General features: G+C 74.1%; 21 protein-coding genes and 1 tRNA gene. 9 read left to right on the plus strand and 13 right to left on the minus strand.

The window, feature by feature from the left end:
- Window positions 1-220 precede the first annotated feature (220 nt).
- Complete coding sequence (locus ACIQIB_RS01620) at window positions 221-895, plus strand: HAD family hydrolase (protein ID WP_400756190.1); 675 nt, start codon at window positions 221-223, stop codon at window positions 893-895.
- Between the two features lie 90 nt (window positions 896-985).
- Here the strand turns inward: ACIQIB_RS01620 and ACIQIB_RS01625 are convergent.
- Window positions 986-1,067: transfer RNA gene (locus tag ACIQIB_RS01625), tRNA-Tyr, on the minus strand.
- 216 nt (window positions 1,068-1,283) lie between these two features.
- On the opposite strand from ACIQIB_RS01625, the gene ACIQIB_RS01630 reads away from it, so the two are divergent.
- Window positions 1,284-1,772: a YajQ family cyclic di-GMP-binding protein gene (locus ACIQIB_RS01630; protein ID WP_363605881.1), complete on the plus strand. Its 489-nt coding sequence runs from the start codon at window positions 1,284-1,286 to the stop codon at window positions 1,770-1,772.
- Window positions 1,773-1,834: 62 nt separating this feature from the next.
- On the opposite strand, the gene ACIQIB_RS01635 is transcribed toward ACIQIB_RS01630, so the two are convergent.
- A complete protein-coding gene (locus ACIQIB_RS01635) occupies window positions 1,835-2,323 on the minus strand; it encodes a hypothetical protein (protein ID WP_363605882.1) in 489 nt (162 codons plus the stop codon).
- Window positions 2,324-2,546: 223 nt separating this feature from the next.
- Between ACIQIB_RS01635 and ACIQIB_RS01640 the strand changes: the two genes are divergently transcribed.
- From ACIQIB_RS01640 to mug, 4 genes are all read left to right on the plus strand, one after another.
- Entirely contained in the window at window positions 2,547-3,899 is a 1,353-nt protein-coding gene (locus tag ACIQIB_RS01640; protein WP_400756192.1) for a dipeptidase, read from the plus strand.
- Window positions 3,900-4,077: 178 nt separating this feature from the next.
- Window positions 4,078-5,157, plus strand: a complete 1,080-nt coding sequence (locus ACIQIB_RS01645) for an aminopeptidase P family protein (RefSeq protein WP_400756309.1) — start codon at window positions 4,078-4,080, stop codon at window positions 5,155-5,157.
- Window positions 5,158-5,259: 102 nt separating this feature from the next.
- On the plus strand, window positions 5,260-6,270 hold the full coding sequence (locus ACIQIB_RS01650) for a phosphatase PAP2 family protein (protein ID WP_400756193.1): 1,011 nt from the start codon (window positions 5,260-5,262) through the stop codon (window positions 6,268-6,270).
- Window positions 6,271-6,429: 159 nt separating this feature from the next.
- Complete coding sequence (gene mug / locus ACIQIB_RS01655; RefSeq protein WP_400756195.1) at window positions 6,430-6,972, plus strand: G/U mismatch-specific DNA glycosylase; 543 nt, start codon at window positions 6,430-6,432, stop codon at window positions 6,970-6,972.
- A 58-nt stretch (window positions 6,973-7,030) separates the two neighbouring features.
- Here the strand turns inward: mug and ACIQIB_RS01660 are convergent, their stop codons facing one another.
- Both ACIQIB_RS01660 and ACIQIB_RS01665 read right to left on the minus strand, forming a co-directional pair.
- A complete protein-coding gene (locus tag ACIQIB_RS01660) occupies window positions 7,031-7,720 on the minus strand; it encodes a response regulator (RefSeq protein ID WP_400756196.1) in 690 nt (229 codons plus the stop codon).
- On the minus strand, window positions 7,699-8,928 hold the full coding sequence (locus ACIQIB_RS01665) for a sensor domain-containing protein (RefSeq protein WP_400654475.1): 1,230 nt from the start codon (window positions 8,926-8,928) through the stop codon (window positions 7,699-7,701). Before ACIQIB_RS01665 ends, ACIQIB_RS01660 begins: the two co-directional genes overlap by 22 nt.
- 277 nt (window positions 8,929-9,205) lie before the next feature.
- On the opposite strand from ACIQIB_RS01665, the gene ACIQIB_RS01670 reads away from it, so the two are divergent.
- Window positions 9,206-11,116 carry an FtsX-like permease family protein gene (locus ACIQIB_RS01670; protein ID WP_400756197.1) on the plus strand — a complete coding sequence of 637 codons (1,911 nt, stop codon included), beginning with the start codon at window positions 9,206-9,208 and terminating at the stop codon, window positions 11,114-11,116.
- Window positions 11,117-11,206: 90 nt separating this feature from the next.
- Here ACIQIB_RS01670 and ACIQIB_RS01675 read toward each other — a convergent pair whose 3' ends face one another.
- Window positions 11,207-12,112, minus strand: a complete 906-nt coding sequence (locus ACIQIB_RS01675) for a LysR family transcriptional regulator (protein WP_400654471.1) — start codon at window positions 12,110-12,112, stop codon at window positions 11,207-11,209.
- A gap of 136 nt (window positions 12,113-12,248) precedes the next feature.
- On the opposite strand from ACIQIB_RS01675, the gene ACIQIB_RS01680 reads away from it, so the two are divergent.
- Window positions 12,249-13,259, plus strand: a complete 1,011-nt coding sequence (locus ACIQIB_RS01680; protein ID WP_400756199.1) for an NADP-dependent oxidoreductase — start codon at window positions 12,249-12,251, stop codon at window positions 13,257-13,259.
- 69 nt (window positions 13,260-13,328) lie between these two features.
- Here the strand turns inward: ACIQIB_RS01680 and ACIQIB_RS01685 are convergent, their stop codons facing one another.
- A complete protein-coding gene (locus tag ACIQIB_RS01685; protein WP_400756200.1) occupies window positions 13,329-14,228 on the minus strand; it encodes a sigma-70 family RNA polymerase sigma factor in 900 nt (299 codons plus the stop codon).
- A 76-nt stretch (window positions 14,229-14,304) separates the two neighbouring features.
- On the opposite strand from ACIQIB_RS01685, the gene ACIQIB_RS01690 reads away from it, so the two are divergent.
- Window positions 14,305-15,003 (plus strand): NAD(P)H-dependent oxidoreductase, encoded by a 699-nt coding sequence (locus ACIQIB_RS01690; protein WP_363605899.1) that lies wholly within the window; start codon window positions 14,305-14,307, stop codon window positions 15,001-15,003.
- A 61-nt stretch (window positions 15,004-15,064) separates the two neighbouring features.
- On the opposite strand, the gene ACIQIB_RS01695 is transcribed toward ACIQIB_RS01690, so the two are convergent.
- The 7 genes from ACIQIB_RS01695 to ACIQIB_RS01725 form a co-directional block, all read right to left on the minus strand.
- On the minus strand, window positions 15,065-16,798 hold the full coding sequence (locus ACIQIB_RS01695) for a SpoIIE family protein phosphatase (protein ID WP_363605901.1): 1,734 nt from the start codon (window positions 16,796-16,798) through the stop codon (window positions 15,065-15,067).
- Window positions 16,799-16,818: 20 nt separating this feature from the next.
- Complete coding sequence (locus ACIQIB_RS01700) at window positions 16,819-17,028, minus strand: hypothetical protein (RefSeq protein ID WP_400756201.1); 210 nt, start codon at window positions 17,026-17,028, stop codon at window positions 16,819-16,821.
- A gap of 108 nt (window positions 17,029-17,136) precedes the next feature.
- Window positions 17,137-17,538, minus strand: coding sequence for a YccF domain-containing protein (locus tag ACIQIB_RS01705; RefSeq protein WP_363605904.1), 402 nt, complete (start codon window positions 17,536-17,538; stop codon window positions 17,137-17,139).
- A gap of 134 nt (window positions 17,539-17,672) precedes the next feature.
- On the minus strand, window positions 17,673-18,227 hold the full coding sequence (locus tag ACIQIB_RS01710) for a hypothetical protein (protein WP_400756202.1): 555 nt from the start codon (window positions 18,225-18,227) through the stop codon (window positions 17,673-17,675).
- A gap of 38 nt (window positions 18,228-18,265) precedes the next feature.
- The gene (locus ACIQIB_RS01715) at window positions 18,266-18,739 is read right to left on the minus strand and encodes a hypothetical protein (RefSeq protein ID WP_363605907.1); all 474 of its coding nucleotides are present in this window, start codon (window positions 18,737-18,739) and stop codon (window positions 18,266-18,268) included.
- 33 nt (window positions 18,740-18,772) lie between these two features.
- Window positions 18,773-19,561 carry a hypothetical protein gene (locus ACIQIB_RS01720; protein WP_400756203.1) on the minus strand — a complete coding sequence of 263 codons (789 nt, stop codon included), beginning with the start codon at window positions 19,559-19,561 and terminating at the stop codon, window positions 18,773-18,775.
- A gap of 69 nt (window positions 19,562-19,630) precedes the next feature.
- A complete protein-coding gene (locus ACIQIB_RS01725; RefSeq protein ID WP_400654455.1) occupies window positions 19,631-20,056 on the minus strand; it encodes a hypothetical protein in 426 nt (141 codons plus the stop codon).
- Window positions 20,057-20,082 lie beyond the last annotated feature (26 nt).

Raw genomic sequence — 20,082 nt, forward strand, 5'->3', positions numbered from 1 at the left:
GGCGGGCGCCGGTTGGGAAGACGATCAGCACTGTCGGAGGACTCCCGGCGCGCACCTGAGCACGCCCGGGACTTCTCAGCGGGGAGGCTGAACGGCCCACCCCACCCCTGAGGACACTCTGCTGCCTGCCAGGAGTAATTGCAAGTAATGCGCAATAGTGCGCCCGCCCGCCGATGCCAGGAATTCTCGCTCTCCGCCCCCGCCGCACTACGCTCCGCACATGGATCGCCCCGCCCGCCCCTCGCGTCCCCTTCTCCTCATCGACCTCGACCACACCCTGGTCGAACGCGACGGCCCCGCCGATGCCTGGACCCGCGGATTCTGCGCCACCCACGGCATCCCCGCCGACGCCGCCCCCGCCGTCTTCGAGCTCTACCGCGCCGACCGCTCCCCCGCCGGATTCACCCGGATCGCCGCCCGCTACGGACTGCCCGACTCCGGCGCAGCCCTCTGGGAGGAGCACGTCACCCGCGAGGCCGCCCGCACCCACCTGCTCCCCGGCGTCCCCGACGCCCTCGCCGCCCTGCGCGACGCCGGCTGGACCATCGCCGTCGTCACCAACGGCTCCACCGGCATCCAGCGCGCCAAGCTCGCCCGCACCGGCCTGCTCCCCCACGTCGACGCCGTCTGCGTCTCCGAGGAGGCCGGCGCCCGCAAACCCGCCCCCGCGATCTTCCACCTCGCCGCCGCCCGCCTCGGCCGCACCCTCACCCCCGACGACTGGATGGTCGGCAACAACCCCGCCACCGACCTCCGGGGCGCCCACGCCACCGGCCTCCGCTCGATCTGGATCACCCCCACCCCACCCCCGCCGCTCCCCGCGGACCACCCCGCCCCCACCCACACCGCTCCCGACACCCCGGCCGCGGCGGCCCTCCTCCTCGGCTCCCCCTGACGCCCCGTCGCCCCTGCGCCCCTGCGCCCGGGCACGACAAAACGGCCCCTGATCCACGTTTCCGCAGATCAGGGGCCGTTCTCTATCCGGTGGCTGGTGTAGGGTTCGAACCTACGTAGGCTATGCCGGCAGATTTACAGTCTGCTCCCTTTGGCCGCTCGGGCAACCAGCCAGGATGTTCGTCTCGCGGGGCGCTGCCCCGTTCGACTGGATAAACCATACCCGATGCCGGGGGGTGGTTCGCCACCCCTTTGGCCATCGGAGGATCAAGAAACGCGGCGCGGCGGGCCCGGGCGGGGGCGGGGTGGCGCTGGATAGGCTGGGGCGGCGGGCGCCCGGTGGGGCGGGCCGTGTCAGTGAAGCCAGAACATCAAGGAGACCAACACCCATGGCCGACTCCAGTTTCGACATCGTCTCGAAGGTCGAGTGGCAGGAGGTCGACAACGCGATCAACCAGACCTCCCGTGAGATCGCCACCCGCTTCGACTTCAAGAACGTCGGCGCCGAGATCAGCCGCTCCGGCGAGAAGATCGAGATGAAGGCCAACGGCGAGGAGCGCGTGAAGGCCGTCCTGGACGTGCTGCAGAGCAAGTTCATCAAGCGCGGCCTGTCGCTGAAGGCTCTGGACGCCGGGGAGCCGCAGCTCTCCGGCAAGGAGTACAAGATCTTCGTGAACGTGAAGGAGGGCATCACCCAGGACGATGCCAAGAAGATCGCGAAGATCATTCGCGACGAGGGCCCGAAGGGCGTGAAGGCCCAGGTCCAGGGTGACGAACTGCGCGTGACCTCGAAGAGCCGCGACGACCTGCAGGCCGTGCAGGCGCTGCTCAAGGGCAAGGACCTGGACTTCGCGATCCAGTACGTGAACTACCGCTGACCCCGCGGGCGCGGCCCCGGTCCTGAGCCTCCTCGGGGCCGGGGCTTTCCGTGTCGGGAGGCTCAGTCGGCCGGGGCCCAGCCCCCGGTGCTGCGGTGGGCGGGCAGGCCGACCGCCTCGAACTCGTCGAAGTGGTCGCCGTCCACGCGGGCGCCGATCCGGCGCAGGGCCTGGGATATCGGGCTGCCCTCGGGCGGGAAGCGTTCGGACTCGGCCTTGGTGAGCGGGCCGAGCTCCAGCCGCCCGTCCGCCCAGACGGCGGCGCGCTGGGTGCCGGTGCCGCCGAAGTAGTCGGCCTCGACGCAGGCGATCGGGCCGGCCTTGGACCAGGCGGCGAGCCGGCGCTCGAAGCCCTCCGGGAACCACTCGAACCCGGACGCGCGGCCGGATGCCCCGTCGCCGCCCAGGCGGAGCGCGGCCAGGAAGGCGGGCGTGGCCGGGATCAGCGCCAGCCCCTGGGCCAGCGGGGCGAGACGGGCGGCCGGGACCTCCGCGGCCGCCACCCTGAGCAGCTCCAACGGGCCGATCAACGCCTGAAGTTCGTATGGCATTCAGTCATCCTGGCTCAACCCGCCGACGATCGGCCCGATATTTACGATTCCGTGCCTCGAAGGGAATCAGCCCGAGAGGACCGGGCCCCGTCCGCCCGCACCTCCGCCGCTCCGCTCCGGCCCCCGGTCACCCGTGCGGCGCACGCCGCGTGCGGCGGCCTCGGCAACCGGGTGAACTGGCCGGGTACGGCCTGTCCCGGGCCGTACCCGAGGAGCCGTACCCATGACCGACGAACTCGCCCGCCGGATCGCCGCTCTGATACCCCGGGCCAAGGCCGACCTGGCCGAGCTGGTTGCCATCCCCTCCGTCGCGGACCCCCGCCAGTACCCGCCCGAGAAGTGCCGCGAGGCCGCCGAGTGGGTCGCCGCCGCGTTCACCGAGGCCGGACTGCGCGACGTCCACCTGGAGGAGACCCCGGACGGCAGCCACGCCGTGATCGGCCACCGCCCGCCCCCGCCCGGCGCCCCGACCGTCCTGCTCTACTGCCACTACGACGTCCAGCCCCCGCTCGACGCCGCCGCCTGGACCTCCCCGCCGTTCGAACTCACCGAGCGCGACGGCCGCTGGTACGGGCGCGGCAGCGCCGACTGCAAGGGGAACATCGTCATGCACCTCACCGCGCTGCGGGCGCTCGGCGACGATCTCCCGGTGGGCGTCAAACTCGTCGCCGAGGGTTCGGAGGAACAGGGCACCGGCGGCCTGGAGGCGTATCTGCCCCCGCACGCGGGCGAGTTGCACGCCGACGCCCTGCTGGTCTGCGACACCGGCAACGCCGCCGTCGGCGTGCCCACCGCCACCACCTCGCTGCGCGGGGTCACCACCGTACTGGTCACCGTCTCGACACTCGGCGGCGACGTGCACTCCGGGATGTTCGGCGGCCCCGCCCCGGACGCGCTGGCCGCGCTGATCCGGATGCTCGACTCGCTGCGCGACGCCGACGGCGGCACCCGGGTCGACGGGCTGGACTGCCGGGGCACCTGGGCCGGCGTCGGCTACGACGAGCAGCGGTTCCGTACCGACGCGGGCGTGCTGGACGGCGTCCGGCTGACCGGCGGCGGCACGGTCGCCGACCGGCTCTGGGCCCGGCCCGCCGTCACCGTGCTCGGCATCGACTGTCCGCCGGTGGTCGGCTCGGCCGCCGCGATCCCGGCCACCGCCCGGGCCCGGGTCAGCCTGCGGGTGCCGCCCGGCACCGAGGCGTTCCCCGCCCAGGAGGCGCTCATCGCCCACCTGCGGGCCGCCGCACCCTGGGGCGTCCGGGTGGAGATCGAGCGGGAGAGCGCGGGATCGCCGTTCCGGGCCGCCACCGGCGGGCCCGCGTACGCCGCGCTCGACCGGGCCGTGCGGGAGGTCTACGGCACGGCGCTGTCCTTCCTGGGGCAGGGCGGCTCCATCCCGCTCTGTGACGTCCTCGCCCGGACCTACCCCGAGGCGGAGATCATCCTGATGGGGGTGGAGGAGCCGCGCTGCCTCATCCACGCGCCCAACGAGAGCGTCGACCCCGGCGAGATCGAGCACATGGCCCATGTGGAGGCGCTGTTCCTCCGGAACTACGCGGACTCCGCGCGACCGTGACGGCGACCGCCCGGGCCGCGCCCGGGCACCGGAACGCCCCTCACCCACCCGGCCGAACCACCGCCACCGGGCCCGTGACAAGCCGTCAGCACCGGAACCCGGCAGCACACCGTCGACACAAGGAAGGCGGGAGACACCCGTGCCACGACCGTTCACCACCGAGGACTACACCGCCCGGATGACCCGGGCCACCGCCGAGGCGGCCGCCGCCGGACTCACCGGTCTGGTCGTCGCCCCCGGCCCCGACCTGCTCTACCTCTGCGGCTACCAGCCCACCGCCATCACCGAGCGGCTGACCGCCCTCCTCCTCACCGCCGGGCGCGAACCCGCCCTGATCGTCCCCAAGCTGGAGCGCCCCGACGCCGAGAAGGCGGCCGGCGCCCCCGCCCTGCGGCTGGTCGACTGGACCGACGGCGAGGACCCGTACACCGCCGCCGTCCCGCTGCTCGACCCCGCCGGGCGGTACGGCATCTCCGACAACGCCTGGGCCATGCACCTGCTCGGCCTCCAGGCCGCCCTGCCCGGCACCGGCTTCTCCTCCCTCACCGAGGCGCTGCCGATGCTGCGGGCGGTCAAGGACGGCGACGAGCTGGAGCGCCTGGCCGCGGCCGGCGGCGCCGCCGACGCCGCCTACCGGGGCATCCTGGAGGTGACGTTCGCCGGCCGCCGGGAGACCGACGTGGCCGCCGACCTCAGCGCGCTGCTGATCCAGTACGGGCACAGCCAGGTCGACTTCACCGTGGTCGGCTCCGGCCCCAACGGCGCCAACCCGCACCACGAGGCCGGCGACCGGGTCATCCGGCCCGGGGACACCGTCGTCCTGGACTTCGGCGGCCTCAAGGACGGCTACGGCTCCGACACCACCAGGACCGTCCACGTCGGCACGGACGTGCCGGACGAGGTGCGGAAGGTGCACGACATCGTCCGGCTGGCACAGCAGACCGCCTTCGAGGCCGTCCGGCCCGGGGTCAGCTGCCAGGAGATCGACCGGATCGCCCGACGGGTGATCATCGAGGCCGGGTACGGCGAGTACTTCATCCACCGCACCGGCCACGGCATCGGCATCACCACGCACGAGCCCCCGTACCTGATCGAGGGCGAGGAGCGGCCGCTCGTCCCCGGCATGTGCTTCTCGATCGAGCCCGGCGTCTACCTGCCCGGCCGGTTCGGGGTGCGGATCGAGGACATCGTCACCGTCACCGAGCACGGCGGGCGGCGGTTCAACAACACGCCGCACGAGTTGGGCATCGTCTCGTAACGGGCGCGCCCGGCCGGGCCGTTCCGCTGTCTGAGTCTTTGCTGAACGACAGGCCGTATACGTAAAGAGTTCTCCAAGAATGCCTTGCTAGCTTCAATCGGTATGACCAAAATGCTCCGCCCGGCGCCGCCCCCACCCGCGCGCGCCGGGCGGCTGCGTCCGGTGACCCAGCCCCGTGCGCACACCACCGCACTGGCCCGGCTGCGGCTACTGGCGTGGCCGCTCTATTTCCTCGCCCTCTTCTGGTACCTGCGCACGTACGGCATGCCGTACGCCAATGACGTGGTCTTCTGCTGGCTGATCGGCGCGCTGCTCGCGGCCGCCGTGCACAGCGGCCACGGGCGGCGCGGCTTCCTGCTGGTGCTGCGCGACTGGGTGCCCGTCATGGCCGTGGTCTGGGTGTACTCGCTGCTGCGCGGCTACGGCGCGCACACCCCGTGGGCCCCGCACTGGCGGCCGCAGTTGCGCGCCGACGAGCTGCTCGGCCTCGGGGAGACCTGGACCGTCCGGCTGCAGCACGCGCTGTACACCCCCGGCTCGCCGCACTGGTACGACTACGCGGCCGTCACCGTCTACATGTCGCACTTCTTCATGATCTTCGTGATCCTGGCGGTGCTCTGGCGGCGCCGCCACGACCGCTTCCGGCACCTGCTCACCTGCTACCTCGCGCTGACCTTCGCCGGCTTCGCGACGTACATCCTCTATCCGGCCGACCCGCCGTGGCTCACCGGGCAGGAGGGGAACATGCCGGAGCTCACCCGGGTGGTCTCCGACGTGCTGACCGAGAGCGGGCTGCCGCGCGCGGGGTCGATCTTCGAGAACGGCAGCCAGTTCGCCAACGACGTCGCCGCGATGCCCTCGCTGCACTCCGCCTACCCGGCGATGCTGCTGTTCTTCTTCTGGCCGACGGCCGCGCGGTGGCTGCGGGTGCTGCTCGTCGCGTACCCGCTCGCGATGGCGTTCACCCTGGTGTACGGGGCGGAGCACTTCATCGTCGACATCTTCGCCGGCTGGGCGTACGCGGCGGCGGTGGTGTTCGGCCTGCGGTGGCTGCGGGAACGGCGGGCCGGGACCGGACGGCTCACCCTGGCCGCCGGAGAGGCCACCGGGTGACAGCGGCGGCCCGGTGGCAGGGGCGCCCGGGATGAACGGGGCGCCTCCGGGCCGGCCGGGCCGGGCGGGCAGACTGGACGGATGCGGAAACCCACGAAGCCGGCACAGCCCGTCGCGGAGCCGGTTCAGCCGGTTCAGCCGGTTCAGCCGGTTCAGCCGGTGAAGCCCACCGCGGAGCAGTTGCTCGCCGCCCGGGACACCACCATCCCGGACGTCGCCGGGCCCGGGCTGCGGGTGCTGTTCTGCGGCATCAACCCCGGTCTCTGGTCCGGCGCCACCGGCCACCACTTCGCCCGCCCGGGCAACCGGTTCTGGCCCGCCCTGCACCGCTCCGGCTTCACCCCGCGCCAGTTCCGCCCGGACGAACAGGGCGAGCTGCTCGGCCTCGGCCTCGGCATCACCAACGTCGCCCCGCGCGCCACCGCCAAGGCGGACGAGCTCACCGCCGACGAACTGCGCGCGGGCGGCGCCGCGTTGACCGACCGGGTGCTGCGGCTGCGCCCCCGCGCCCTGGCCGTCCTCGGCATCGGCGCGTACCGGACCGGCTTCGGCCGCCGCGGGGCGGCGGTCGGCCGCCAGCCGGAGGGCATCGGCGACACCGAGGTCTGGGTGCTGCCCAACCCGAGCGGCCTCAACGCCCACTACACCCTGGACACACTGGCCGAGGAGTTCCGCCGGCTGCGGGAGGCGCTGGAGCGGTGAGCGGTGAGCGGCGCCGCGGTGAGGCACCGCATGGCGGGCGCCGGGCGGTGACAGCGGCTCAGGCGCGCAGGAACTCCAGCACCGCCAGCACCCGGCGGTGCGTCTCCTCGGCCGGTGGCAGGTCCAGCTTCATCAGGATGTTGCCGATGTGCTTGCTCACCGCGGCCTCCGACACCACCAGTTCGCGGCAGATCGCCGTGTTGGACCGGCCCTCGGCCATCAGCGCCAGCACCTCGCGTTCGCGCGGGGTCAGCCGGCCCAGTGGATCCCGCCGACGCCGCAGCAGCTGCCGCACCACCTCCGGGTCGACCACCGTGCCACCGGCCGCCACCGTGCCGACCGCGGACACGAACTCCTCGATCTGGCCGATCCGGTCCTTCAGCAGGTAGCCCACGCCCGAACCGTCCCCGGAGTCCAGCAGCTCCGCGGCGTAGGAGCGCTGCACGTACTGGCTGAGGACCAGGACGGGCAGTCGCGGGCGTCGCTCGCGCAGGGCGACGGCGGCGCGCAGGCCCTCGTCGGTCTGGCCCGGTGGCATCCGGACATCGGTGATGACGATGTCCGGCTCGTGCTCGGCGACGGCCGTACGCAGGGCCTCGGCGTCGCCGACGGCGGCGGCCACCCGGTGGCCGAAGCGGTCCAGCAGACCGATCAGGCCCTCGCGCAGCAGGACACCGTCCTCGGCGAGGACCACGCGCAGTCCGGCCGGTCGGGGCCGGGGCCGGTCTACGGCTTGATCTGGGTACAAGGGATCTCCACACGCAACAGGGTCGGTCCGCCGGGCGGGCTGCTCACCGTCAGTGTGCCGTCCACCACCGCGACCCGGTCGGCCAGCCCGGTGAGACCGGTGCCGCCCGCCGGGTCCGCGCCACCGCGACCGTCGTCCGCCACCTCGATGGTCAACAACCCTCCGGTGTAACGCCCGTGGATCCGGGCGGCGCGCGCACCGCTGTGCTTGGCCACGTTGGCGAGCGCCTCGGAGACGGCGAAGTAACCCGCCGACTCGACCGGCGGCGGCAGCCGGCCGGGCAGGTCGAAGCCGACCTCCACCGGGACGGGTGAGCGGTCGGCGGCATCCGCACAGGCGTCCGGCAGGCCCCGGTCGGTGAGCACCTGCGGATGGATGCCGTTGATCAACTCCCTTATCTCGGCGAGCACTTCGCCGGCCGCCAGCTGCGCCTCGGCGAGCCGGTCGGCCAGCGGTCCGCCCGGCGGCGCGTCCAGCCGGGCCAGCCCGAGGGCCATCGTCAGCGCCACCAGGCGCTGCTGGGCGCCGTCGTGCAGATCGCGTTCGATCCGGCGGCGCTCCGCCTCGAAGGCGTCCACCAACCGGGCCCGGGAGCTGACGAGTTCACCGATCCGCCGCTCCTGCCCGCCCTGGCCGAGCACCAGCCGGACGAGCGCGGCCCGGCCGACGGCCACCGCCGTCAGCGGGTAGGCCGGCAACGGGAGCAGCAGCAGGCCGCCCAGTCCCAACAGGGCGGCCAGGAGCGGGGAATGGACCTGGAACAGCTTCAGCACGTTCACCTGCTCACCGTCCAGCAGCAGCAACGGCAGGGCGGCGAGCAGACAACCCGGCACCGCCAGCGCGCAGCCGGCGACGACCAGATCGACCGGCCACAGCACGAACGCGGCGAGCACCGCGAAGCCCAGCTCCCGCCAGGTCGCCTGCTCGCGGTAGCGCAGCCGCAGCCACGCGGGCAGTCCGGGGCGGCTCGGCACGAGATGCGGGCCGGGCACCGGCGTGCTGTCCAGCAGCCTCAACAGCCGCCGCTCCCACGCCGCGTACGGCACCCCGACCAGCGCCAGCGCCGCCAGCAGCGGCAGCCCGATCAGCAGCACCGCCAGCAGCCCGGCAGCGGTCGCCGCCACCAGCAGCCCGGCGCAGAGCAGCAGCCCGGCCGTCCCGCTCGCCAGCAGGTAGGCCGCCGCCCGCCAGGGATTCACCGCCGCCATGAACTCCGGCCGGGGCAGCGCTCCCCACGCCCCGGGCCCACGACCACCGCCGTCCATCGCCCCGCCTTCCCCCCTGTGTCCGCGCCGGCGCCCGCTCCCGTGCGGGTGCGGGTGCGGGTGCCCGTGCCGGTTCGGGTCCGGCTCCGGCCCGCCGCCTCGTTCGGGCCGACGCCCACCCTAGGCACCCACCGGGACCGCGTCGGTAGGGCCCGCCCCACCCCACGGAGTAGACCCTGGCCCGCTGACCGGCCGTGCCCGCCGACGGTTGGCTGGCGGCATGGGAATGGTACGGATCGCGATCACCTCGCTGAAGACCCGCTGGACGTCGCTCGTCGGAGCGTTCGTGGCCCTCGCGCTCGGGGTCGCGATGACGGCGGTGATGCTGCTGGGGCTCGCCACCGCCGTCGGCGCACCCGGCGGGGAGGCGCTGGTCTCGCTGGTGGCGGCGCTCGGCACGGCGGGCGGGGTGAGTGCCTTCGTCTCGGCGTTCGTCGTCGCGTCCACCTTCTCCTACGCCGTCGCCCAACGCCGCCGCGAGTTCGGCCTGCTCCGGCTGGCCGGCGCGACCCGGGCGCAGGTCCGGCGGAGCGTTCTCACCGAAGCGCTCCTCCTCGGCGCGGCCGCCTCCGCCGCGGGCTGCGCGCTCGGACGGCTCGCCGCGCCGGGCCTGGTGCGATGGCTGGTGGAGGCCGGCATGGCGCCGCCCGGCTTCGTACCGGGCCAGCAGGCCTGGCCGCTGCACGCCGCGTTCTGGTCCGGTCTGCTCGTCACCCTGTCCGGGGTGGCGGTGGCGGCCCGCCGCGCCGGCCGGGCCGGCCCCCTGGACGCCCTGCGGGTGGCCGACCTCGACACCGGCGTGATGACCGCGGGCCGGTGGCTCTGGGGCCTCGGGCTGCTGCTGACCGCCGCCGTGCTGACCGGAACGGCGCTCGTCACCGACCCCGCCGACCTCCTGCACCGCAAGACCTACACCACCCAGCCGATGCTGCTGATCAGCGCCTGCGGGCTGCTCGCCCCGGTCCTCGCCCGCCCGGTGATCCGCGCCCTCACCTGGCTCCCGGCCCGGCTGACCCGGTACACCGGCCGGCTGGTCCGGGAGAACGCCACGGCGGCCCTGCGCCGCAGCGGGGCGATCGCCGCGCCGGTGCTGATCGCGGTGGCCCTGACCGGTTCGCTGGCCGGGGCGCTGGACACGGTGAGCGCCGCCCGGACGGCCGAGGCCGACGCGCGGACCGCCGCCGATCTCGTGGTCGTCCCCGGCACGACGGCGACCCCGGCCCCGACCCTGGCTGCGCTCACCGAGGCGCTGCGCGCCGTCCCCGGCGTCACCGTCTCCCCGTCGGGGCCCACCACGCTCGCCCTGATCGAGCCGGACGGCATCGCCGTCGGGTCCGAGGCCCGGACGGCCGATCCGGCCGGGCTGGCGGCGGTCGCACGGCTGCCCGTGACGGCCGGCTCGGTGACCGCTCTGGACGACGACGGCATCGTGCTGCCCGCCGGGTGGGGGCGGACGACGGTCGGCGAGCCGGTGCCGGTGATCCGGGCGGACGGCAGCCGGACGACGCTGCGGGTGGCCGCCGTCCTGCGCGACGGCCTCGGCGACAACGGCCTCTATGTGACCGCCCGCAACGCCCCGGGCGCACGGGTCGACCGGATCGAGGTCCGGTTCGCCCCCGGCACCGACCGGGCCGCCGCCACCACGCGGGTACGGGCCGCCGCCGGGCCGTCCGGCGCGACGGTCCGCACCCGGGACGACTGGCTCGCCGCCACCGCACCCGCCACCGGCCGGATCGCCTGGCTGCGCACCGTCCTGGTCCTCGGCCTCGCCCTGGTGTACACCGGCCTCGCGCTCGCCAACACCGTCGTCATGGCCACCGCCGACCGGCGCCGGGAGCTCGCCCTGTGGCGGCTGGCGGGCGCCACCCGGGCCCAGGTGGTGCGGCTGGCGACGGCCGAGTCGGCGCTGGTGGCGGCGGTCGGCGCGGTGCTGGGCTGCGCGGTGGCCGCCGTCCAGCTGGCCGCCATGCGAACCGGGTTGGCGCTGCTCGGGGTGCCGGCGCCGTGGGTGGTGCCGTGGCGGCCGGTCGGGCTGGTGGCCGGGGTGTGCCTCCTGGTCGCGGTGCCCTGCGCCGCGTCGGCGGCCGCCTGGGCGCTACGCCACCGACCGGTCTCGGCGGTCGTGCGCTGACGAAGACGACGGGCGGGCGGGTGTCGGGCAAGCGGGCGTCGGGCGAGCGGGCATCGGCGGGCGGCTCGGCTGCCTGACGGCCCTCATGTGTCAGACCCGCTCCAACCCCTCCGGCAGGGCGAGCGCCCGCAGTTCGCGGATCAGCGCCCGGACGGGCGCCGTACCGGCCAGTTCGGGCGTGGTGACGTACCCGACGAACCGGGTCGGCGGCCGCGGACCGAGGCCGGTGACGGCCAGGCCGTCCGGGGCGCCGAGCAGGGCCGTCCGGGGCATGATCGCCATGCCGAGGCCCTGGGAGACCAGCGAGACGGCGACCGAGTCGTCCTCGACGTCGATGGTCGCGGGCGGGATCCAGTCCTGTCGGTCCCACCAGTCGCGGGTGTAGGAGCCGCAGTTCTCGTCCCAGTCGACCAGCGGCAGCCCGCGCGGCGCCGGATGGCCCTGCGGGTGCACCAGCGCGTACGACTCCTCGAAGAGCCGCACCGCCAGCAGACCGGGGACGGGCGGCGGGGCGGAGTCGTCGAGTGTGGCGAGCCCGAGGTCGGCGCGGCCGTCGGCGACCTCGCCGGCCGCGCCGCGGCCGAGCTCGCGGACGATCCGGACCTGCGGCGTCAGCCCGGGGTGGCGGGCGGTGAGCCGGGCCAGGACGGGCGGCAGCAGGTGGGCCGCGACGCTGCGGAAGGCCACGATCCGCAGCGGCCCGGTCACCTCCCCGGCCGCGTCCCCGGCCCCGGCGCCGCGCACCTCCGGTCCCATCACCTCCAGCAGCCGCAGGATCCGGCGGGCGTACGTGACGGCCCGCGCGCCGGCGTCCGTGGCGCGGGCGCCGTGGCGTCCGCGGTCGAAGAGCACCGCACCGAGCTTCCGTTCGCAGGAGCGCACGGCGTGCGAGACGGCGGACTGGGTCATCCCCAGGCGCGCGGCCGCCGCCGTGAAGCCCTGTTCCTGCTCGACGGCGACCAGGATGCGCAGTTCGTGCGGGGCGAGATCGCTCATGCGCCGAATCTACCGGCATCCATCAATGCTGCTCATGGAACCCGGCCTTCCATCGACGCCGGCCCCTGCCCGGGACCCGGCCGCCTTCCTACGGTGATCACGTCCGCCGCGCCCGCCACCACCCCCGGAGCACCCGATGTCCCGCCCCATCGCCCGCGTCGTCCACCAGGTCGCCCGCCCGTCGGGCCCGCCCACCGCCGACGACTTCGCCTTCCTCGACGAGACCGTCCCCGCGCTCACCGCGGGCGAGGCGCTCGTCGAGAACATCCACCAGTCCGTCGACCCGTACATGCGCGAGGAGATGGAGGAGGGCGGCTGGGAGCTCAACGCCCCGCTGGAGGGCCGCACCCTCGGCCGGGTGGTCGAGTCCCGCACCCCCGCCCTGCCGGTCGGCGAACTGGTGTTCCACCGCAGGGCCTGGCGCACCCACTCGGTGGTCACCGCGGCCGAGGCCACCCCGCTGCCCGCCTTCGAGGGCGTCCCGCTCACCGCCCACCTCGGCGCCCTCGGCGGCACCGGGCTGTCCGCCTGGGTCGGCCTGACCAGGGTCGCCCGGCTCCAGCCCGGCGAGACGATCTTCATCTCGGCGGCCGCCGGCGGCGTCGGCACCGCCGCCGGCCGGCTCGCCCGCCTGCTCGGCGCCGGCCGGATCATCGGCAGCACCGGCTCCGCCGCCAAGGCCCGGCACCTCACCGAACACCTCGGCTTCGACGCCGCGTTCGACTACCACGACGCCCCGATCGCCGACCGGCTCCGCGAGGCGGCCCCCGACGGCCTCGACGTCTACCTGGACAACGCCGGCGGCGACCACCTCGAAGGCGCGATCACCGCGCTGCGCGAGCACGGCCGGATCGCCTGGTGCGGCGCCGTCGCCCAGTACAACCACCTACGGCAGCCGCCGGCCGCGCCCCGCAACCTCTTCGACGTGGTCGGCAAGAGCCTGCGGCTGGAGGGCTTCCTGGTCCGCAACCACCTGGACGCCAGGCCGGAGCTGTACGACTTCCTCGTCCCGCATCTGCGCTCCGGCGCCGTCGTGCCGGACGAGACCGTCGTGCGGGGCTTCGAGCACGTGGTGGACGCCTTCCTCGGCATGCTCCGGGGCGCCAACACCGGCAAGATGATCGTCCAGATCGCCGAGGCGCCCTGACCTGACCTGACCGGGCCGGTCAGGGCAGGACAGGACAGGACAGGGCAAGTCAGGACACGGCCCCGGCGGTCACCCGTCCGGCAGCAGGGCCAGGTCCAGCCGGGCGATCCGCTCCGGATCGGCGATCACCTCGTACGCCGCGACCCGCCCCCGCTCCACCGTCACCAGCAGGACCAGCCGCAGCCGCCCGCCCGGCGCGACCACCACCCCCACGTCCCCGTTCACCAGGGCGGGCGCCGCGAACCGCGCCCGCCGCCCGAACACCAGCGTCTCCCCCGCGACGACCAGGGCGCCACGCGCCACCGCCGCCCGCCCGGCGGGCAGCGCGGCCGGATCGGCCCGGCGGACCACGTCCGGCGCCAGCACCGCGAGCAGCGCGTCGAGGTCGCCGCCGCGCGAGGCGGCCAGGAAGGCCTCCACCACCTCGCGGTGCCCGGCCAGTTCCGCCGCCGGCACCGCGGCCGGGCCCCGCACCCGCTGCCGGGCCCGGCTGGCGAGCTTCTTGGCGGCCACCGTGGTGCGCCCGACGATGGGCGCGATCTGTTCGAAGGGCACCGCGAAGCCGTCGTGCAGCACGAAGGCGACGCGCTCCGCGGGCCCGAGCCGGTCCAGCACCACGAGCAGGGCCCGGCCGACCTCCTCGGCCAGCAGCGCCGCCTCCTCGGGACCACCGTCCTCGCCGGCCCCGTCCGGCAGCCGCTCCCCCGTCGGCTCCTCCCGCCGTACCGCCCGTGCCCGCAGCAGGTCGAGGCAGATCCGGGAGACGACGGTGGTCAGCCAGCCGGGCAGGTTCTCGACCGCCGCCGCGTCCGCCCGGCCGAGCCGCAGCCAGGCCTCCTGCACGGCGTCCTCCGCCTCCGCCGCCGAGCCCAGCATCCGGTGCGCGACGGCCCGCAGCCGGCCGCGCTCGCCCTCGAACCGCGCCGCCAGTTCCTCGCACCCGTCCGCCGGTTCCTCGCGTCCGTCCATCGGTCACCTTTCCTCGGGCCACCCCGTCACGGAGATGACGATCCACCCACCACCGAGGTGACGAGGAGAGACCCCGATGACCACCACCACCCTGCTGCACCTGGATTCAAGCGCAGACCTCCCGGGCGAATCGGTCAGCCGTGACCTGACCGCCCGCTTCGCGCACGCCTGGCGGGCCCGGCACGGCGCGTCCGGCTACCGCTACCGGGACCTCGCCGCCGACCAGGTGCCCCTCCTGGGCCCCGCCTACGCCCCCCTCGGCCGCCGGGCCGAGCGCCGCGGCGTGCTGTCGCCCGCCGAGGTGTCCGCGCTGGCCGAGGGCCCGGACGAGCGGCGCGAATGGGCCCTCACCCAGCCGCTGATCGCCGAACTGCTGGCAGCGGACACCGTGCTGCTGGGCGTGCCGATGTACAACTTCACCGTTCCCGCCGCGCTGAAGGCCTGGATCGACCGGGTCAGCTTCCCCGGCGCGTACACCGATCCCGCCACCGGCCGGAGCCTCCTGGACGGTACCCGCGTCGTGGTGGTCACCGCCTGCGGCGGCGGCTACGGCCCGGGCACCCCTCGTGAGGCCTTCGACTTCCAGACCCCCTACCTGCGCGCCTACTTCACCAATCTCGGCGTCCCCGACAGCGCACTGCACTTCGTCCACGCCGAACTCACCCGGGCCGACGACATCCCCGCCCTGGCCGGCCTCCAGCCGCTCGCCGCCGCCTCCCTGGCCGCCGCCCGCTCCGCCGTGGCGGACCTGGCGGCCGCCTCCCTGACCGGCTGACCGGCCCGCTGACCGACCGCCCCGGCCGTGGCGGTCGGTCGGGCCGCGCCCGGGCCGACCCTCAGGCCGACGGCAGCCGCAGCGCGAGGAGGGCCGTGTCGTCGGTGCTGCCGGACGGCACGCTCCGGAGGATCCCGTCGCAGAACTTCCCCAGCGGACGCCCCGCCAGGCCCGCGCCGAGCTCTCGGAGCCGTTCCAGACCGGCCCCGAGATCGGCGCCCGGCACCTCGACCAGGCCGTCGGTGAAGAGCAGCAGCGTCGAGCCGGGCGGCAGCCGCTCGACCCCGTCCCGGCGCCCGGAGTCACCTCCCGCCCCGAGGAGCAGGCCCTGTCCCGCCTCCAGGTAGCGCGCGCCGTCACCGGGCGCCCCGCCACCGGCCGGGCCGGCCGCCGCTACCAGCAGCGGCGGCGGATGTCCCGCGCTGGTCCAGCGCAGCAGCCAGGGCCCGCCCGCCGGGCCCTCGACATACGCGAGGACCATGGTGGCCATCGGGACGTCCGTGAGACCGGCCATGGCGTCGTCGAGCCGCGCGACCACGGCGGCGGGCGGCTCGCCCCGGTCCCAGGCCAGCGCCCGGAGGATGTTCCGCAACTGCGCCATGCGGGCGGCGGCCTGCAGATCGTGGCCGATGACATCGCCGATCACCAGCGCGGTCGTCCCGTCCTTCAGCAGGAAGGCGTCGTACCAGTCGCCGCCGACCCGCGACCCCGCCGGAGCGGGCTGGTACCGGGCGGCCAGCCGCAGGTCCCGGCCCTGCGGCAGGTCGGTGAGCAGGTGGTGCTGCATGGCCGTGGCGATGTCGCGCTGCTCCCCGAACAGCCGGGCGTTGTCGATCGCCACGCCCGCCCGGTGGCCGATGTCGGCGAGCAGGGCGAGCTCGCGGGCGGTGAACGGCCGGTCGCGAACGGTCCGGACCGCCGTCATCGCGCCGGTGATCTCGCGGGCGCTGGTCAGCGGGACGACGGCCGCCGAGGTCGCCCCGAGCGCGCGCAGGAAGCCGGCCTGTACGGCGGCGAGCGGGTCGTCCGGCAGCCGGGCCATCTCCCGGGCGTCGATCACCACGGGCTCCGCACCGTGCAGGACGCGGGCCAGCGCCGACCGGAACTCCGAGGTGGGCGGGGGGAGCGGTCCCCGCCACGCCTCCAGCGCGGTGGCCCGGCCCTTCGGTCCCAGCACGGCGACCCGGCGGACGTCGCCCTCGGCGGTCCGCAGGTCGACGGCCACCCAGTCGGCCAGCTGGGGCACGAGCAGCGGGCCCAGCCGGTCCAGCGCCTCCTCGATGTCGAGCGTCTCCGACAGCACCTCGGTGACCTCGCCGACCAGGGTCAGCCGCTCGGCCAGGTCCTCCAGCAGGTCCACCCGGCCCGCCTCCCGCCCGACCGGCGCGCTGCTTCCGGCGATATCGGCGAACAGCACGGCCAGCCCCAGAACGCGCCCGTCCCGGGCCACCGGCGCCGCCGACCACCGCACCGGCAGTACCTTCCCGTCCCCGGTCAGAAAGGTGTCGCTCTCCCCCCACGCCGGCCGGCCGTGCTCGGCGACCGCCAGCAGGACGCACAGCTCGCGCGGGATCTCCGTGCCGCCCGGCCCCCGGTGCAGCAGCTCGTGGGCGTCCTCCCCGGCCATCGCCGCCGCCCGGCGGCCCAGCAGTTCCTCGGCCCTCGGGTTGGCGGCCAGGATCCGCCCGCCAGGGTCCAGCACGAGCAGGCCGGCCGAGAGCCCGGTGAACACCGAGCCCAGCAGCCGGGGGTCCACCCCCGGCGTGCCGCCACTCCTCTCGGAACCGCCCGCCATCACGTCACCTCCGGCTCCGGCTACAGCTGCTGCTCCGGGCTGGAGGTGGCGGCCGCTCCCCGGCCGTCGGTCACCAGGGCGTACGCGTGCGCCAGCTCGACCAGGGCACGATGGTGCTGCCCCGGGTACCCGCCCAGCGCGTGGACCTCGTCGGTGATCGCCCGCAGCAGCTCGACCCGCGCTTCGGCCTCGGCCGACCGCTCCGCGTCCGGCGGCTCGTTCGGCTCCATCGCATCTCCTCACGCCACCGCCCGGCGCCCGGACGTCGAACCCCCCGTGCCCTCCATGCTGCGGCCCCCGGCGCCACCCCGCACCCCCGGCCGGACGGCCGGCCGGGTTCAGCGCCCGCCGAACCGCTCGTCCGTGGCGACGACCTCGCGGCCCAGCGGCATCAGCGAGATCGGGATCATCTTCAGGTTGGCCCAGCCGAACGGGATCCCGATGACCGACAGGAACAGCGGGATGCTGGTGATCAGGTGCCCGATCGCCAGCCACCACCCGGCGAACACCAGCCAGATGACGTTCCCGACGCAGGACGGCGCGCCCGCGCCCGGCTTCTCCACGGTGGTGCGGCCGAACGGCCAGATCACATAGCCGGCGATGCGGAACGACGCGATGCCGAACGGAATGGTGATGATCAGGACGCAGCAGATGATGCCGGCGACGACATAGCCGATGGCCATCCAGATGCCGCAGAAGATCAGCCAGAGCACGTTCAGGACGAAATCGATCACCTTCATACTGCCCAGCCTCCCACGGACGGTCTCCCCCGGGTGGCCTATACCCGTTCCGGTGGGTCCCCACCGGCTCCGGAACGCCGCGACGGCCCGCCGGGGGCAGACCGGCGGGCCGTCGTGGAGGGCGTGGGCGGGGGTCAGACCGCGAGGACCCGCAGGGCGGGGTGGTCGACCGTGTTCAGGTAGAGCTTCTCCTTGGTGTGCTCCTGCTCCAGCTCGACGACCAGCCGGTACCGGTAGAGGCCCGGCTTGGCGGTGCTGAGCACGGTGCCCGCCCAGTAGTAGTAGACGGGGGTGAACTTGTCGCGCATGCGGTCGGGCATGCCGTAGATCTTCAGCTCGGTGAAGATCTTCCGCTCCGCGACGTCCTCCTCGTCACCGGCCTCGGTGTCCAGGAAGACGATGTTGTTGATCTTCGGCATGGGCGGCCAGGTGCCGTCCAGCCGCTTCTCCATGTCGATCGGGCGGATGATCCAGTTCAGGACCTGGCCCTGCTTGCAGACCGTCTCCAGGTGCGACGTGCCCTGGCCGGAACCGCCGACGCTGTTGTCCATCATGTACATCGCGTCGGCGAGCGAGCCGGTGGCGGCCGCCCGCTCCATGTTGACCAGGGTGACGACGTTGAGCTGGACCGAGTTCAGCTGGCCCGGATTCTGCTTCTCCTCAACGCTGTTGAGCTTCGCGCTCGTCAACGTTCCTCCTTCGGTGTGGAGTTGGGTGCGAAAGTGGTCTAGCCGACCAGGGCCGGCGACAGCGCGGCGGTGATCGGCGCGTCCCGGGTGCCCAGCTTGAACTTCAGCCGGTACGGGACCACGCCGCCGGCGTCCTTCTTCACCGTCGCGGTCCAGTAGGCGACGTCGGTGCCGGGGTACACCTTGCGCTCCGGCTCGCAGATGTCCGGGTCGATCACGATGTCGTCGATGGCGACGAACGCCTCGCACTCCAGCGCCAGGACGTTCCAGAGCAGCTGGTCGCCGGCCTTGACCTTGGTACGCAGCTCCTCGGTGCCGAACCCGGTCGAGCCGCCGGCCTTGTTGGTGTCGTACAGGTAGAGATGGCCGCTGGTGCTGCGGGACGCCAGGGCGCCCACGCAGTCCACGACGGCGGTGATCGAGATCGGCCGCTGCGAACCGGCCTTGCGCGGGGCCTGCTTGGCCTTGCCGCCGCCGGTGCTGCTACCGCTGTTGCTCGCGGGGGTGGTCATCTGCTCTCCTCCTCGTTCGTCGACGGTGGCGGATCAGGCGGGGGCGCCGAGCGGGATGGGGAGGTAGCCCATGCCCGTCCCGGTGAAGGCGTTGCGCCGCGGCTCGGTGACGATCTTGAGCCGGGAGTCGAAGCTGAGGTTCACCGGCTCCCAGACCCAGTCCTCGCCCTTCCGCACCAGGTCGTGGAGCTGGATCTTCATCGTGTAGCGGTAGGTGCCGGGCCGGGAGGTGTCGATCGTCGCGGACCAGTACCAGCCGTCCGTCACCAGGTCCGGCGAGCCGTACTCGGCCGGGTAGATGATCTTCTGGTCCACCGCCTCCCCGATGATGTCGGTGATCACCGGGGAGGGGTAGCTGTGCGCGGACGTCCCGCCGTCGGCGACCAGCTGGCCGGTCACGTCCAGCATCTTCTGGCCGGAGAGGCCGCGGGTGCCGGCCGTGGTGCGTACCCGCTTGCCGGCGGTGCGCCGGATCCGGCCGAGATCGGCCGCGCTGACCGTGCCCGATCCGTCGGCCAGCGCCGCCAGTTCCGTCAGCGCCTGCTGGTCGGCCTGCCGCGCCCGGTCGGCCTGGTAGCCGCGCGGGACCGTCGGCGGGATCGAACCGAGGCTGTACGGGAGCCAGTTGAGCACCTGCTCGCTCGCCTGCGAGCCGTCCTGCCAGTAGGAGCCGTTGATGATGGTCACCAGGTCGCCGGTGCCCTCGCCCTCGGAGCCGTGCAGCTTCATGTTGTCGAACAGGTAGGTGTTGTCCCGCAGCGTCCGGGCCGCCAGCGCGTTGCCGACGTCCACCAGCACGATGACCGCTAGCTGTTGGGGCATGAGCCCGCCTTTCTCGTTGTCGTTCGGGGGAGTTCCGTCAGATCCGCGTGCCGTGGACGGCGCGTGCCGTCAGATGCACATCAGCGCGGGCGAGTCGATGTGCAGCACGCTGTGCGGGCCCTCGTACATCTGCAGTTCGAGGCGGTACCGGTACGGCACCCCGGGGGTCATGTACGGCGGCACCACGCCGGTCCAGACGTCGAGGTCGAGCTTCTCGCCCTCCTCGGTGAAGTCCTCCGGGTCCGGCTCCGCGCCGTGGCCCGCCCCGAGGAAGGTGATGCTCCTGATGTCGACCGGCGTCTGGAGGTCCACCGCGAGCGCGGACCACTGGATCACCTGGCCGGGGGCGACGACGGTGCACAGCTCGGGCGTGCCCTGGCCGGTGCTCTGGAACGATCCGTCGTCCACCAGGGTGAGGTTCCCGTCGAGCAGCGTGCCGGCCGAGAGCGCCCCGATGACGTCCACCACCACGGCGATGTTGACCTGCGGCTTCATAACACTCCTGTCCTCTACGGTTGTTC

Source organism: Kitasatospora sp. NPDC092286, assembly GCF_044755565.1.
Taxonomy (GTDB): domain Bacteria; phylum Actinomycetota; class Actinomycetes; order Streptomycetales; family Streptomycetaceae; genus Kitasatospora.